This window comes from Cryobacterium algoricola (assembly GCF_004402485.1).
GTDB classification, from domain to species: domain Bacteria; phylum Actinomycetota; class Actinomycetes; order Actinomycetales; family Microbacteriaceae; genus Cryobacterium; species Cryobacterium algoricola.
On the sequence record NZ_SOFG01000011.1, the window covers coordinates 486,162 to 500,890 of the forward strand.

17 protein-coding genes are annotated in these 14,729 nt (G+C 63.9%); 7 read left to right on the plus strand and 10 right to left on the minus strand.

Annotated features, from left to right (window positions below):
• Positions 1-6: 6 nt before the first annotated feature.
• Entirely contained in the window at positions 7-1,080 is a 1,074-nt protein-coding gene (locus E3O44_RS09000; protein WP_134534408.1) for a DMT family transporter, read from the minus strand.
• Between the two features lie 169 nt (positions 1,081-1,249).
• On the opposite strand from E3O44_RS09000, the gene E3O44_RS09005 reads away from it, so the two are divergent.
• Positions 1,250-2,713, plus strand: a complete 1,464-nt coding sequence (locus tag E3O44_RS09005) for an HNH endonuclease signature motif containing protein (RefSeq protein ID WP_134534409.1) — start codon at positions 1,250-1,252, stop codon at positions 2,711-2,713.
• A 31-nt stretch (positions 2,714-2,744) separates the two neighbouring features.
• On the opposite strand, the gene E3O44_RS09010 is transcribed toward E3O44_RS09005, so the two are convergent.
• The gene (locus E3O44_RS09010; protein ID WP_134534410.1) at positions 2,745-3,359 is read right to left on the minus strand and encodes a cation efflux transmembrane domain-containing protein; all 615 of its coding nucleotides are present in this window, start codon (positions 3,357-3,359) and stop codon (positions 2,745-2,747) included.
• A 196-nt stretch (positions 3,360-3,555) separates the two neighbouring features.
• On the opposite strand from E3O44_RS09010, the gene deoC reads away from it, so the two are divergent.
• Positions 3,556-4,251: a deoxyribose-phosphate aldolase gene (gene deoC, locus E3O44_RS09015; protein ID WP_134534411.1), complete on the plus strand. Its 696-nt coding sequence runs from the start codon at positions 3,556-3,558 to the stop codon at positions 4,249-4,251.
• Positions 4,252-4,617: 366 nt separating this feature from the next.
• Positions 4,618-5,196 (plus strand): beta-class carbonic anhydrase, encoded by a 579-nt coding sequence (locus tag E3O44_RS09020; RefSeq protein WP_134534412.1) that lies wholly within the window; start codon positions 4,618-4,620, stop codon positions 5,194-5,196.
• A gap of 115 nt (positions 5,197-5,311) precedes the next feature.
• Here the strand turns inward: E3O44_RS09020 and E3O44_RS09025 are convergent, their stop codons facing one another.
• The 5 genes from E3O44_RS09025 to E3O44_RS09045 all read right to left on the minus strand — a co-directional run bounded on the left by E3O44_RS09025 (position 5,312) and on the right by E3O44_RS09045 (position 8,674).
• Positions 5,312-5,848, minus strand: a complete 537-nt coding sequence (locus tag E3O44_RS09025; protein ID WP_134534413.1) for a hypothetical protein — start codon at positions 5,846-5,848, stop codon at positions 5,312-5,314.
• Positions 5,849-6,016: 168 nt separating this feature from the next.
• Complete coding sequence (locus E3O44_RS09030) at positions 6,017-6,817, minus strand: hypothetical protein (RefSeq protein WP_134534414.1); 801 nt, start codon at positions 6,815-6,817, stop codon at positions 6,017-6,019.
• Entirely contained in the window at positions 6,807-7,370 is a 564-nt protein-coding gene (locus E3O44_RS09035; RefSeq protein WP_166792590.1) for an RNA polymerase sigma factor, read from the minus strand. The genes E3O44_RS09030 and E3O44_RS09035 overlap by 11 nt, the downstream gene beginning before the upstream one ends.
• A 276-nt stretch (positions 7,371-7,646) precedes the next feature.
• Positions 7,647-8,288 carry a hypothetical protein gene (locus E3O44_RS09040; RefSeq protein WP_134534416.1) on the minus strand — a complete coding sequence of 214 codons (642 nt, stop codon included), beginning with the start codon at positions 8,286-8,288 and terminating at the stop codon, positions 7,647-7,649.
• Positions 8,289-8,302: 14 nt separating this feature from the next.
• On the minus strand, positions 8,303-8,674 hold the full coding sequence (locus tag E3O44_RS09045; RefSeq protein ID WP_134534417.1) for an RNA polymerase sigma factor: 372 nt from the start codon (positions 8,672-8,674) through the stop codon (positions 8,303-8,305).
• A 176-nt stretch (positions 8,675-8,850) separates the two neighbouring features.
• On the opposite strand from E3O44_RS09045, the gene E3O44_RS09050 reads away from it, so the two are divergent.
• The 4 genes from E3O44_RS09050 (at position 8,851) to E3O44_RS09065 (ending at position 10,546) form a co-directional block, all read left to right on the plus strand.
• The gene (locus E3O44_RS09050; protein WP_134534418.1) at positions 8,851-9,108 is read left to right on the plus strand and encodes a hypothetical protein; all 258 of its coding nucleotides are present in this window, start codon (positions 8,851-8,853) and stop codon (positions 9,106-9,108) included.
• A gap of 183 nt (positions 9,109-9,291) precedes the next feature.
• Positions 9,292-9,600 (plus strand): TFIIB-type zinc ribbon-containing protein, encoded by a 309-nt coding sequence (locus tag E3O44_RS19955; RefSeq protein WP_134534419.1) that lies wholly within the window; start codon positions 9,292-9,294, stop codon positions 9,598-9,600.
• Between the two features lie 95 nt (positions 9,601-9,695).
• A complete protein-coding gene (locus E3O44_RS09060) occupies positions 9,696-10,028 on the plus strand; it encodes a PadR family transcriptional regulator (RefSeq protein ID WP_134534420.1) in 333 nt (110 codons plus the stop codon).
• Positions 10,025-10,546: a hypothetical protein gene (locus tag E3O44_RS09065; protein WP_134534421.1), complete on the plus strand. Its 522-nt coding sequence runs from the start codon at positions 10,025-10,027 to the stop codon at positions 10,544-10,546. The genes E3O44_RS09060 and E3O44_RS09065 overlap by 4 nt, the downstream gene beginning before the upstream one ends.
• Before the next feature lie 1,161 nt (positions 10,547-11,707).
• Here E3O44_RS09065 and E3O44_RS09070 read toward each other — a convergent pair.
• The 3 genes from E3O44_RS09070 to E3O44_RS09080 form a co-directional block, all read right to left on the minus strand.
• Complete coding sequence (locus tag E3O44_RS09070; RefSeq protein WP_134534422.1) at positions 11,708-13,123, minus strand: phytoene desaturase family protein; 1,416 nt, start codon at positions 13,121-13,123, stop codon at positions 11,708-11,710.
• Positions 13,124-13,378: 255 nt separating this feature from the next.
• Positions 13,379-14,338, minus strand: a complete 960-nt coding sequence (locus E3O44_RS09075; protein WP_134534423.1) for a hypothetical protein — start codon at positions 14,336-14,338, stop codon at positions 13,379-13,381.
• Positions 14,326-14,688, minus strand: coding sequence for a GntR family transcriptional regulator (locus E3O44_RS09080; RefSeq protein ID WP_134534424.1), 363 nt, complete (start codon positions 14,686-14,688; stop codon positions 14,326-14,328). Before E3O44_RS09080 ends, E3O44_RS09075 begins: the two co-directional genes overlap by 13 nt.
• Positions 14,689-14,729: the final 41 nt, after the last annotated feature.

Genomic DNA, 14,729 nt, shown 5'->3' on the forward strand with positions numbered 1-14,729 from the left:
TTCAGCTCAGTGCTCGTGGCGGTGGTGCATGTCGGGGTAGTGCTCGTGCGTGTGGGTGAGGGCTTCGTGGGTGTGTTCGTGCTTGTGCCAGGTCCCCGATGACACCGGTTCGGCATGCTCGTGCTGGTGATGCTCGTCGTGAGTGTGCCAATGGTCGTGCGTGATCGGTTCGTGGGTGTGTTCGTGCTCATGGCGTTCGGTGAGGTGCAGCCAGATCCCGACGGCCATCAGGAGGCCGGCGATGACGAGCGGCCACGTCACGGCGTCGCCGAGGATGATGGCGAGCACGGCACCGAAGAACGGGGCGACCGAGAAGTATGCCCCGGCCCGCGCCGTACCGACGTGGCGCATCGCCACGATGAACAGAACCAGGCTGATGCCGTAGGCGAAGAACCCGACGACGAGTGCCGCGGCGATGTTGCCGGCCGCCGGGAGCTGTGCACCGAGGAGGAAGGCGAGGGCCAGGTTGACCGGCCCGGCGACGGAACCCTTGATCGCGGCGAGCCACGTCGCATCCGTCAGCGCGATCTTGCGCGTGAGGTTGTTGTCGAGTCCCCAGCACAGGCACGCGCCCAGGATGGCCAGGGACGGCCAGGCGCTGCCGAAGTTCGCGCCGCCGGGAGTGCTCAGGATGACAGCGCCGGCTACGATCGCCAGCATTCCGAGGGCGATGCGCCGATCGAAATTCTCCTTGAAGACGAACCACGCCAGTACCGCGGTGAAGACTCCTTCGGCGTTCAGCAGCAGCGACGCGCCCGATGCCGGCATGTTCGAGAGCCCGAGCATCAGGAGGACCGGGCCGAAGATCCCGCCGAAGAGGATCGCACCGGACAGCGGCACCCACTCGACCCGGCTGAGCCGCACCCGGGGCGAGCGGCGAATGAGCCGGATCAGGCCGAGGCCGATCCCGGACCCGCAGTACAGCAGGCCGGCCAGCATCCACGGGCTGACCTCACCGAGGAGAAGTTTGGCCAGAGGCGTTCCGGCACCGAACAGCACCGCCGACACCAGAGCCGCCTGGACCCCGCGGTTAGCGAGGGCGCCCGCCCTCGAGCCGTTCGAATTCGATCGTGTCGTCATCCACACAGTGTCCCAGAAGACGGCGCGAACTTGCTTCGGCAGCAGACTGCGCACGTACGGTTTCGGCTCGCCTGTCCTCAACAAAGTTCATCTGACCGGGTTTTCCACAGGCCAGCTGTGGGCGTGCGGATGCCGGTGGAATGTCGGTGGTGGTCCGTAGAGTGCCCCCATGACAGCTGAAGAACCCTCAGAAACTCACCTGGACAGCCCCGCGGACAGCAGTGTGAACAGCACTGCGGAACCCCCACCCGACACCCCTCCCGACACCTACCTCAACGCCCCGCACCTGAACCTCGTGGAACAATCCCTCGCCGAGGTCTATGACGCGATCAAGGAGGCGGACCGGGAAATGAACCGGGCCGCGGCGAAGCGGGCGGCGGCGATCTATACCGCGCAGCGGGTACTGGCCGACGTCGGGCGGGCCCGGGCCGAGGCCGCCGTGCGGGCCGGCGGGCGGCGCCCGCCGTGGTCGCCGGAGGAGGCCACGAAGGAAGAGTTCACCTGCGAGGTCGCCGCCCTGCTCCGGCTCCCGCGGCGCATGACGGAGACCCTGATCGAAGCCAGCCGCACCCTGGCCGAGGAACTCCCCGCAACCCGGGAAGCCCTTGCAACCGGGTCGATCAGTTACCGGCACGCGCAGGTGATCATGGATCAGGCGTGGGGCATCACCGTCGATGGCGACCCGGTTGCGGCCGCCCGGGCCCGCGCCGTGTTCGAAGACGTCCTCGTGCCCGACGCGGAAGTGCTGACCGTCGCGAAGCTCGCCGACCGGGCCCGCCGGGTGCGGGAACGCACCCACCCGGAAACCATCACCGCCCGACACCAGAAAAGCGTCGAAGACCGACACGTAGTGTTCCAGGCCCTCAACGACAACATGGCATCCCTGTATGTGACCGGCGACGCCGAGAAGATCCAGGCCGCCTACCACCGCACCCTCGACACCGCCCTGACCTTGCAACGCCCGGACGAAGAACGCACCCTGACCCAGCTCGCCGCGGACGTACTCACAGACGTGTTGATCGGCGGGGTCACCCCGGACGGGACCGGTGCCGGGGTCGCCGCGCAGGTCAATGTGACCGTCCCCGTGCTGACCCTGTTGGGGAAGAGTGAAGAACCCGGCTACCTCGCCGGGTACGGGCCGATCGACCCCGACACCGCACGGCGCCTGGCGGCCGGTGCGCCGAGCTTCACCCGGCTACTCACTCACCCCGAGACCGGGGTCGTGCTCTCCATGGGACGCGACACCTACAAGGTCCCGGCCGCGCTCAAGAAGTGGCTCGAGGTGCGGGACGAAACCTGCACCTTCCCCGGCTGCCGCCGCTCCGCGAAACGCTCCGACGTGGACCACAGCGTCGAATGGCAACACGGCGGCCAAACCGACGCGATGAATCTCGCCCACCTCTGCCCCTACCACCACGCGGTCAAGAGCTACACCCGGTGGACACCACGACACCTCGGTGACGGTCGCATCGAATGGACCTCACCGGCCGGGTACCGCTACATCGTCGAACCCTCCGCCGACATGAGACCACCCCGGACACCCCAACCCGCACCAAGACCCCCGACCCCGATCGTCGACGTCTGGAACGTCAACCCCGAACCCGAAGACCCCGACAACCCGACACCCTTCTGAACGGGTCGACTGGCCGAGGTCATGGCCGAGGTCATGGCTGAGGCCGCGCTTCCGGCCGGAAGATGTGGATCGCTTCGCGCACCGCGTAGTAGACGATCAGATACCCGGCAAGGGGATCGGCCCACCACCAGCCGAGAACCAGGTCGAGCACGAGTCCGCCGAGCACGGCAACGGCGAGCAAGCCGTCGATAAACGTCACCCGCCCTTCCGTGACCAGCACCGGATTTCCCAGGGCGCGTCCGGTGCGGGCCTTCCCGAATGCCAGCGCGAACATGACGACGGCCGTGACGCCCGTCCAGGCGATTCCGGCGACACTGGGCGATGCGTGCTGCCGGGACACCAGGGCCACGGTCGATTGCACAGAGAGGTACGCGGCGAGCGCGACGAACGCGATACCGATCCACCGCAGCGCCCGGTGCTGCCGGTCCTCGCCGGTGCCGGAGAGCTCCCAGAGCACGACCGTGCTGGCACCGATCTCGATGAGGCTGTCCAGGCCGAACCCGAGGAGGGCGACGGACGACGCCATCGCGGCGAGAACGGCCAGGACGACGACCCCAACCACATTCCAGCCCAGGGTGATGTACTCGAGCAGCCGTCCTCGCCGGAGGAGAGCCGCCGGGGTATCGACGGCACGGGTTGAACGCATGCCGTCATTCTTTCAGCACCCGCCAATTCCCGGCACCTGTGCGACACCCGGCGTAGAGTGGATGCCTGAGCGGACCACCGACTGGGGGCGTCGGTTCTGCACACAGCATTCCGCTCCCAGATCGCCATCGAGGCCGGTCGGGGTGATGCCTGGTCACACGGCTCCCCCGAACTCGTCACCAGCTAAGGACCCACCCATGACCACGCCCCTCGTTGACACCGTCAGCATCGCCAGCTACATCGACCACACCCTGCTCAAGCCCGAGGCCACCACCGCGGACGTCGCCGCCCTTGTCACCGAGGCCATCGCGCTCGGCACCTACTCGGTCTGCGTCTCCCCGTCGATGCTGCCTCTCACCATTCCCGCCGGTGCCGACCTCAAGGTCGCGGTCGTCTGCGGTTTCCCCAGCGGAAAGCACCACAGCATCATCAAGGCCGCCGAGGCCGCCCTCTCCATCGCGCAAGGCGCCGACGAGGTCGATATGGTCATCGACATCGGCTCCGCCAAGGAGGGCCGCTTCGCCGACGTCCAGGCCGATATCTCCGCCGTTCGAGCGAGCGTCCCCGCGCCGAAGGTGCTCAAGGTCATCATCGAATCTGCCGCCCTGACCGATGCCGAGATCGTCGCCGTCTGCGAAGCCGCGGTATCCGCGGGCGCTGACTTCGTCAAGACCTCGACCGGCTTCCACCCGGCCGGCGGCGCCACTGTGCATGCGGTGCGGCTGATGAAGCAGACGGTCGGCGACCGGGCGCAGGTGAAGGCGTCGGGCGGAGTCCGCAGCTTCGACGATGCCCTCGCCATGATCGAAGCGGGCGCGAGCCGCCTCGGCGTCTCCGGCAGCGCGGCGCTGCTCGCCGGCGCCACCCCGACCGGAGCAGCCGGGGCGTACTGACCCACCTCGAGGTCGACAGAGCCCGGACGTCCAGGGACGTCCAGGGACGTCCGGGGACGTCCGGGCTCCGTCACGCCCTGGAGTTCAGGACCACTGAGGACGCTGAGGCATCCGCCCGCCCTTCTCTCACAACCGCACCTGGCGCGGCCTCGGCGCGCACTCGACGATCGACACCGGACCACCGGACGACCGGAGCCGGCGCCCACTGTCCAGACGATGAAGATGATGAAGTCGATGAAGTCGATGAAGACGATGAAGACGACGGAACAAAGCGCAACATAGGTTCCCCGCTCGGGCGTCGCTGACTACGCTTTTCGAAAGGTCCGCCAGCCGAGGCCGCTTACCCCCATCGTGAAGGACGCATCCATGACCGTGCTCGAAGAAGTCCTGTCCGCAAACGACGCCTACGCCGCAGCATTCGGCGACAAATCGGCCCTTGCCCTGCCACCGGCCAGAGGCTTTGCGATCCTCACCTGCATGGACGCGCGTCTGGATCCGGCCAAGTACGCGGGGCTGAGCGAAGGCGATGCGCACGTGATCCGCAACGCCGGCGGGCGCGCCTCCGACGACGCGATCCGCTCGCTCGTGATCTCCTACAAGTTGCTGGGCACCAGGGAGTGGTTCGTGATCCACCACACCAACTGCGGCATGGAGTTCTTCACGGACGAGGTCATGCGCGGCCTGCTCGCCAACAGTCTGGAGACCGCGGCCCTCGGCGAAGCGGGCTTCTACGACGTCGGCACGGGCCCGGGCTCAGCGGAGGCGAAGTACATCGACTGGTTGACGATCTCCGACCAGGCGTCGAGCGTGCTGGAGGACGTCGAACGCATCAAGGCGCATCCGCTCGTGCCCTCGGGAATCCCGGTCTACGGTTTCATCTACGACGTGGCCACCGGCCGCCTGGTCGAGGTGCCCGCGGCGACAACGGCCGGTTCGGTCCGATAGCCCGGTCACCTCGCGATGACCAGCGGGGGTGAGCAGACGAATCCTCGCGTGTGTTCACCGGGTCGCGTCCGGGACGATGATCCGTGTGCGTCGGCGGGAATCATCCGTCATGTCGTCAGCCATAGAGGTGCTCCGGCGTTTGTGGGCACTGTTTGTAGATGCCCTGGCCAAGGGGTCCGGGGTCCACGTGCGCGTAGGGCTGCCACGCGACAGTGGCCGGGCCCTGGCCGGTGTAGTTGCCCATGAACGAACCGAGCGTGGGCGGCGGATCGACCGGGACGTGGGCGGCCTCGAGGCACCGCATGAGCACCGTCGTCTGATACTCGTACAGGTAGGTGAGCTGAGACTCGTTCAGCGGCACCGAGTTCGTCGGGTCACTGGGGAAACGGGTGTTGCAGACATAGTCCGCGATCGCATGGCGCTCTTCGTCGCCCTTCGCCACGAAGGTCTCGATGCCGCCGTCCGCGGTGGCGGATGCGGGGACTCCTGCCTCGGTCAGGCAGGCCGCGATCACCGGCGGGAGCTCCTCCAGACTCACGAATCGTTCCCGCGTTGCCGTCGGCACGGCCACGTCGGGATAGCTGGCGACGAATCCGTCGCGTAAGGCCGTTTGGGCCTGATCGGCCAGCTCCTGAAGTGCGGCCGCGGTCATCACCGGCGGGGTGGGTGCCGGGATGGGCGTGGACGTTGGTGCGAGAACTGGTGCGGCGGCGCATCCGCTCAGCAGAAGGAGGCCCAGGGCAAGCGCGAGACACTTCGCGGCCGTCGGCAGCGGGCGTCGTGCGCGTGTGACGTGTGACGTAATAACGGTTGTCTCCTGTCAGAGGTAGAGGTGGAAGGTGCCGAGGATGGTGGTTCCGTCGCTGCCGTAGAGCGGAAACGGCTGACCGGTGGGGTATCTGGCCCGGAAGGCGATGAGCCAGTCGAGCACGGCAGCACCTCTGAGGTCGCTCGGGGTCGCGGTGAGTGTCGTTCGCGCCACGTACCCGTAGACCGGCTGGCCGTTGTCGTCGCCGACGGCGAAGAGCAGGTCGGGCAGGTTCGTGGCCTCTGCACCCGGCGTGCCGAAGGTCTGGCCTCGGCCGTTGGTGGGGTAGTCGGTGGGGACGTGGTCGACGTAGTTGGCGTCCACCGCATACTTGCCGCCGGGGGTCGCCGTGATCACGAGTTCCCTCGGCACCGCCGCGTCGACCAGCGGGAATTCGGCCGTCTGGGTCGTGAGACCTGCGCCTGACCCCTCCTGGTACTTCATCGTCATCTCCGCCCCGGGCAGTCCCGGCACGGTCAGGGTAAAGCTGCCCGCGGACAACGTGGTGAACGTGACTCGCAGCGCGTTCGCGGGGAAGTCGGGAGCCGTGAGGGGGATGGTGGCCGGCCCGGAGCTCGGTTCACCGGTATTCAGCACACCGGTCGCGACCGCCGTGCCCGCCGCGGTACCCACACCGAGCAACGTGACGATCACGGCGATCGTGCCGCCGCGACCGAGACCGAATCGCCTGCGGGGTGTGCGCTCAATGCGCGTGAGCACCGTGGCCTTCATCTCGGCGATGAATGCGTCGAGCTCTGCACCGGCGGGCGGTTCCTCCGGGTGCGCGCGACGGATGCCGGGTTCACTCATCATGATTGCTCACCGCCCTTCTGACTCGGTTTCGGTTTCGGGCACTCGCGCGTCGTGTGCCCATCGCTCCCGCGCTCGCCCCCACGATGGCGGCCGCCTCCACGTAGGAACGACCCTCGACCAGGCACAACTCGCAGATGCGTCGGTCCAGACCGTCGAGAGCCTCGATGTCCGTCTGCACCCAGCGCAGACGCTGCACCGCGAGGGCGCGGTCCTCGTTCGCCGCAACATCCGCCAGACCCGCGAGACCCTCCGGGAGAGGCTCGGCGCGGTGAGGCGCCTTCTTCCGTCGGAGATTCAGTGCGTGGTTGCGGCAGGTCACCAACAGCCAGGGCAACGCGGAGGACTCGGCGATCGCTAACGAGCCAGCCTTGCTCCACGCCGTCGTAAACGTGTCCTGCACGATTTCCTGCACATCCAACCCGTCCGAGACCAGCGCCCAGGCATAGCGCGTGACCGCTCGCGAATGCCGGTCGAAGAGCGCTGCGAACGCTCGTCGGTCGCCCGTCGCGGACCTGTGCACCAGCACCCGGTCTGGCTCCCCCACACTGTCCACGATCGCCCCCCTTGTCTATTGAATGTCACCCGCGGGCGAATCATGACAAATTGCCCCTGATCGGGTCCAAAATTGTGCACGGGTCGACGCCGGTCATCGCCGTCCTTTATCCAGGAGCTCACAGCGGCCGGACCCGCCCCGAAATAGTGTGGGCCCCTCTCCACGAGGGCAGCCACCTACCCGCTTACGAGAGGCGATCTGAAGCGGCTCACGGTCATTGGGGTCACTTCCGAGCACGCGAACAAGCATTCCTTTCGACCCCCACGTCGGAGCGCACTATCCATAGAGGTGGTCGGGCATCTGCGGGCATTGCACGTTGATGCTGATCGCAAGGTCGCTGCCGGTCACGTGCTCGTAGGGGAACCAGCTACCGCCGTCGCTTCGGTAGCGGGCCAGGAAGTCCTCACGTGATGGAGGCGTGTCGACTGCGTAGCCGGCATCCTCGAGACAGGGAGTGAGGACCTGGGTTTGGTAGTCGTAGATGTAGGTGATCTGGGAATCGTTCAACGGGACCGAATACGCAGGGTTGGTCGGAAACCTGGTCCTGCACGTGTAACTGACGAGAGCGAAATCCTCTGCATCAGAGTCGAGGTGGCCGCCGCTCCAGCCCCCGTCCGCGGATGCGACCGAGGGGAATCCATGGTCGGTGTAGCAAGCGGCCATGACCGTCGCGATCTCCTCGGGTTCGATGAACCGCGCTCGCTCGACGGCCGGGACGATCGCGTCGGGGAACTCTCCGACCAGGTCCTGGAGGGTTCTGGCTTGATCCTGGGCGGCCAGCGCTGCGAGTTCTGCGTTGGTGAAACTGTCCATTGTTGGCAGCGTGATTGGTCCGGCTTGTCCACCGGGCGTTTGGGCGCATCCGCTGGTCAGGAGGACGGCAGCAACCAGCGCCGCGGTATTCATCAGTTTCTTCATGGTGGCCTCTCGATTCAGCGGTAAAGGGTGAATGTGCCCAGGACGGTCGTTCCAGTGCTGCTGTACAGCGGCAGTGGCTGCCCGTTCGGATACCGCGCGTGCACCTGGGCCAGCCAGGCGGTCCAACCGCCCGCGGGGAAGAGCTCAGGGGTCGCGGCATCAGAGCGCAGCACGTAGCCCTGGACCTTGCCGGCTTTCGCCCACGCCGTCACGAACGTGTCCTGAACGACTTCCTCGACATCCATCTGATCGGAAAGCAGCACCCAGACGTAGCGAGTGACTGCTCGAGAGTGACGATCGAAGAGCACACCAAAGGCGCGGCGATCCCCCGCCGCCGCCCGTCGGACCAAGTCCCAGTCGGCATCCTCTGCAGAATCTACTTCCACCCCCTACCTATTGAATGTCACTCCCGGCCAGTTCATGACAAGACCGGTGATCCACCATCCGCATCGGCAGAGTCGACGGCCGAGATCGACGCCCGGGATCGGTCCCCTAGCATGGCCACATGGGCGAGATAGAGGCTGGGCACAGCGGAGGTTCACACTCAACCGTCTCGCGTCGGGTGAGCGTGTCCCTGGTCATCCTCGGCGCCGTGGCAGCCCTCATCGGAATCGTGCTTCTTCTCCTGCCGGGCAATCAAGCGAGCTTCGGCTGGTTCGCGTATGCACCACTCAGCGATTCGACATTCCTCCCGCCAGGCGGGCTGCTCTCGCCACACAGTCAGATCGGGATAGTGGTGCTCATCGTCGGGCTGGTGGTGCTGGCCTTCGGCGCCGGCTGGATGCTCGGGCTACGTCACACTGCGAGAAGTCCGGAATAAGCCAGAACATCGAGTTGACGTCAATTCGCTGGCGAGGAACGACATCCCATTTCGTGACCCCTCGGTGACCCTGGCCTCTGATCCCCAGACAGCGCGGAGAGCCAGTCGAGCTCCACGAACGGCCTTGGGGTCTTCGCCCGCATCGCCCGCGTACGTGTTCTTCAACCACGGGAAGGAGCACGCATGAACTGCCCTCAAGACGGAGCCGTGCTGGTGGTCGCTAACCGCACCGGCATCGAGATCGATGTTTGTCCAATCTGCAAGGGGGTGTGGCTGGACCGCGGGGAACTGGATAAGGTCATCGCCCTCGCGGACACCCGCCGTCGTCCAGGCCGACCACCGTCTCTACCCCCGCTGCGAGCGAGAAATTCCGCCAGCGAAGATATGGACACCCCACTCGTCGGCACAGTGAAAGAGGACACCCCGCGAGGCGAGAACCGGTTGGCGGACCTGTTCGCGGAAACCCCGCCACCCCTCGACCGGACGACCTGACCGAAAGCACGGCCGGCCCAAAAGGCAAACTGCGACGGGCGTGTCAACGAACTTGGTACTTGTGTATGCCCAGTACTAGGTCATATGCTGACGCCATGTCACACGATGCGCAGATGCTCAAAGGGGTCCTCTCCCTCCTCCTGCTGCGCCTTGTCGGGGACCATGACGACTACGGATACGCTCTCGTGGTTCGTCTTCGAGTGGCCGGGTTCACGGAGCTGGCAGAGGGCACCGTCTATCCCGCACTGACTCGTCTCGAGTCGGCCGGGCTGCTTGATTCGCACCTCGTGCGGTCCACCTCCGGACCGGCTCGAAAGTATTACACGCTCACGGCGGCTGGAGAGGCAGAGGCGGCTCGCGCGCTCGACTCGTGGACCCTACTCACGGCCACCGTTGACCATGTCCTTGACGGAAGGAATGCACCATGAACCTCCTCGACCACGCCCGCATCATTCGCGCCACCCTGTCATACGACGCGTGGCTTGACTTCGCTGGCGTCCCGGGCCGGAGACGACGCGATCTGAGGCGTGAGCTCAGGGCCAACCTGAGTGACGCCGCCGCGCTCGTCGGGTCACGCGAGGCCGTCCGCGGTTTGGGCAGCACCCGCGCGATGGCCGCAGCTGCAAGCGCCCCAGATCCCACGCGCCCACACTGGACGGTAGCATTCACGATCGGCATGAGCCTTTTTGGACTCTCGGTGTTAGCCGAGACACTCGCAGCATTGAGCTGGGTCGACGGTGCACGGGCTGCAACTCCCGAAAGCCCGGTCTCCGGGTCGCTGACGTTCTTCCCGGGGTCGACCCTCGCCTACAGCCCATCCGCCGACGGCTTCAGCCTCTCGATCAACTTCGGCTGGGTTTGCCTGGCCGTCGGACTCGTCGCCTTCGTCATTGCCGCACAGCCCTGGCGGCTGCTCATCCGCCGCACCGCGTCACTCTCGCAGTAGCTGACGCCAGGAGGCCGACTCCTCCCGGCGCGCAGATTGCCACGGTGCTTTTCAGGAGCCGGTCGCAACGCAGGGTTCCTGCGGGTTGGGCCTCTGGAAGGCAAGAAAAAACCCCGGACTTCCGCAGAAGCCCGGGGCGATGTTGATGAATACCGTGTAGCGGGAGCGGGAATTGAACCCGCGACACCACGATTCTGAATTAGCGAGTTTTGACCAATCACTGGGATTCGCCTGCGTCACGCTGACCAGCATATTTTCTCAGCGGAGATCACTGCGGTATGGGATGACATCACTCAATGTGCGGGGTAAAAGCGGGGTCGGTCCGATCAATGCAGTGATTATGTGCCACCCCGCACTGTGAATTTGTGACGCCAGCGCAACCTTGTGCCGACGGGCCATGAGCTCGCTTCCTGAAGCCCGAGGCGCACGTTGAGTGTGCAACATCGCCGGCCTCGGGACGCCCTATCGGCCTCCAACGTACGTTCTGTCCCGAACACGGTGGCGGTGGCGGTGGATGTCATGGTCTTGGGTGCAGCGGCTCTCGCAACTCGCGCACTAGCGACGGCCGTCGCAGGCGGCGCCGTAGCCCAAGCCAGATGTCTTTACGACATGTGATTTGGGCCCTCTTGCTGGCATTGCGGGATGCTAGGCAGCAGTCCCACGCTTGGCTCTCGATACTGCGCTTGTCAGCACCAACGGCCTACTATTCAACGAGCGTCGACAGCGCTGCTGGAAATCCTGCGCCAGGAAGGAACCACTACTGAATGACCTTCTCCTATCGCTCATCTTTCAGGGTCTAATAGTCCCTCTCGCCTTAGCAACCGCCACGTATGTTGCCACAACGATTGGCGTAAGACTTGGACGAATTCGCGTTGTAGGCCGTCTCCGAATTGGCTGCGTCGTCGCCTCGGTGACAGAGGGGTAGAAGCAGTGAGCTACGTGGCTGTGCTTGTTCCCTTAATCATGATTCCGTTGGGTGACTTCGCGGCGTTTGGATTGCCTTGCGTAGCGGAAGATCCGTTGGAGACTTGCTAACTCTCGACGATGGGTCCTGGATCAACGCAGGAGACCTCCCGCAAGCAGGCAATCGAGCTGAGCGAGGTCCCCGTCGATGGCGAAGCTCGCTCTGAACGAGCGCATCGTGATCATCATCTCCATTCCCTATCTGACTAGAGAGCGGAACGCCGTCTCTGCGGCATTGAATCCTCCCATCCCGTGAACACCGCCACCTGGCGGCGTCGCCGCCGAACAGATAAACACCCCTGGAATGCCCGTAGCGTAGGGGTTCAGCCCAAGACTGGGGCGGAATAGCACTTGAATCGGGCTGTTCGCGCCCGAAACGATATTCCCTCCCACATAATTCGGATTGTGAATTTCGAAATCGCGGGGGGAGCGCGTGGCCATGCCCACGATTCGCTCTCGCACGCCAGGAGCGAAACGCTCCAACTGATTCAGAATCCCTGAAGTCGCATCGCCCGAGAATCCGTGTGGAACATGGGCATATGCCCAAATCGGATGCTGATTCCCGTTAGACCGGCTTGAGTCAGCGAGGTACTGCTGACCGACAAGTACGAAAGGCTTCTCAGGCATAATTCCGCGGGACACGTCGAGTTCTGTCTGCACAATCTCGTCAAGCGTTCCTCCGAGGTGAACCGTCCCGGCCGATCTGCTCTCGGCATTCAACCAAGGGATCCCCTCCTCAACGACAAGGTCGAGTTTGAAGGCCGCAGGACCATATTTCCACCGCCCGTAGGACTTAGCTACTCGTCGGGGAAGCATATTGCCGGCCAGACGAGCTACGGCTTGCGGGGTCAAATCGAGCATCACGATATCGGCTCTTGGAAGCTCCTTGAGAGAGACAACGGTGCGGCCAGTTTCTATTTTGCCGCCATGTTCGAGGACAATTCCAGCCAGGGCGTCCGTTATGGACCGAGAACCGCCCACAGCGATAGGCCACCCATATTGGTGGCCTATCGCTATCATCATTGTTCCGATGGCCGAGGTCGTGGGACTACCTAGGGGGTACATCGAATGCGCCGAAATTCCAGCAAAGAGCGCCCGGGTGCCCTCACCCTTCCACCGGTGCGCAGTCCACGTCGCAGGGGGCAATGCCCGCATCCCAAATAGCGCTAAGTCAATCGGATGTTGCGGTATGTGCAGCAATGGCTGAAGAAATTCACTAAGTACCTGGTCGATACGATCCGACAGGGGGCCAAAATCCGATCGCCATCGCTTGCCGTCGACGCCAAGGTTCGCGGCCGTCTCCTCAATCGATCGATGAAGAGCGGCACCATTGCCTCCGTCAAGAGGGTGCGAGACGTCTATGTCCGGATACGCCCATGTTAAGCCATGGCGCTCTAGCCCGAGCAGTCGAAAAGCAGGAGATGCTGCCGCCATAGGGTGCACAGCAGAACACTCATCGTGCCAAACGCCTGATGTGACCAGCTCACTCGTGCGCGTTCCCCCGCCAATGATCTCGGCGCCCTCGATGACTGTCACCTTCATACCTTTAACAGCAAGGACAGCGGCAGCAGTCAGGCCGTTCGGGCCTGCGCCGACAACAATGGCAGTACTCATGATTTGGGCCTCTCAGCGTTCTGCGTTCCCCGGTATTGCGGTTTCCGGTCTTCTAATCCTGAATTGGATTGTCGCGGGTCCCACTTAGAAGGCCTAATGATCCTCCAGATCATCCCGCCCGATCACTTAATTACCTTCCAGAACGGAAATAACAAATTTAGACCGACCACTATGTCCCCGTTTTGGGCCTCTCTTGCATCTCTAGAAACCGGACAGGCGCTCGGGTCAGGCTCGTCGAGCCCGTCTTCACATCGGTCAACGCTTGCTGAGAATAGCTTGGAGAGCCTTGGCCTCACCGATGGGGTCACCAACCGTCAAAGCAAGCTCATGCCCATCGTCTTCGCAAATAATGAGCGCCGGGCCATTGCGCAAAATATAGGAGGAGCGTTTCCCTCCGAGGGCAAGTCCCCAGCCAGCCCAGTCCTCGGCCCGGATTTGTTCGGATCGAACGGAGCTCACCCGTTCCCAAGGGATGCTGAAAATCACTGTTTGCGCCAAGGACTGGATTCGAATTCCGGAGGCGCCCGCGACGACACGAACGCGCGTAAAAAGGATCTGCGTGCACGCGATGGCAAATGAAGCGATCGTAAGGACCAGAAGCCCCGGCCACGGGACGAAGAGCCAAACCACCAGCGCTGCGACCGCCACCCCTAAAAGAAGCACGCCGCCTTCGAAGTAGGCGTCCCCACGGATCTGTTCAATCCATGCAAACCCACTCTTCGACTCATCAACACGCCTCTTCAGTCGATGGATCCGTACGCCCCTGCTGAGAATAAGCATCGAATCGAAAAGGAATGACCAAGCGAGGGCCAAAGCAAAGCTCAGCGACGACCCGACTGCGACGATCGTTCCCCCGTCTGATCCGGATGCACCTCCCGCGATAAGCGATAGCAACAGCATCCCCTGCGAGAAAAAAGATACCCCGGCGGCTATCCCACTAATGTGAGCAGACGCTGATTGCGTGCAGCGCGGAGTTAGAAGCGCAAGGGTGGCAACTACAACAGCAAGCAGTGAAATAGCCAACGTGACAGTGAACATCACTCCAGTCGGCGCGAATCCATCCGCGACACCGGAGTCAGACCAATGCACGCCAAGCCCCCCCGCCCCATCATCCAGCCCCGCCAAACTACATCCGACAACAGCACCAACAGGCAAAAGCGTGCCGGCCAGCGAAAGTCCGAGAGCAGTCCAAAAGGGCATGTTCAGTCCATCCATTCGTCGACCTCCAACATCACTCGAACAGCCTCGTCTTGCGCCATGCCCATCCGTTGGGCCTCACGCACGAATTCACGGGCCAGGGAAATTACGTTGGCCGACCCCGTACTTTCAGCTTCTCTTACTACAGCGCCCCGACCGCGGCGCAGTTCAATGAATCCCTCATCCCGTAACTCCGCGTATGCGCTCAACACCGTGTGAATATTGACGCCTAACGTTGTTCCCAGCGTTCGAGCACTCGGCAACCGTTCTCCGGCATAAAGGGAACCCTTAGCAATCTCCCGCCGAATTTGCTGCGCAATCTGCGCCTTAAGCGACCAGGTGCTCTGGGGTTCCAGCCGAATGAACATGTTCTATATTATCTAGAACAATACTTGCCTGCAATGCTAGT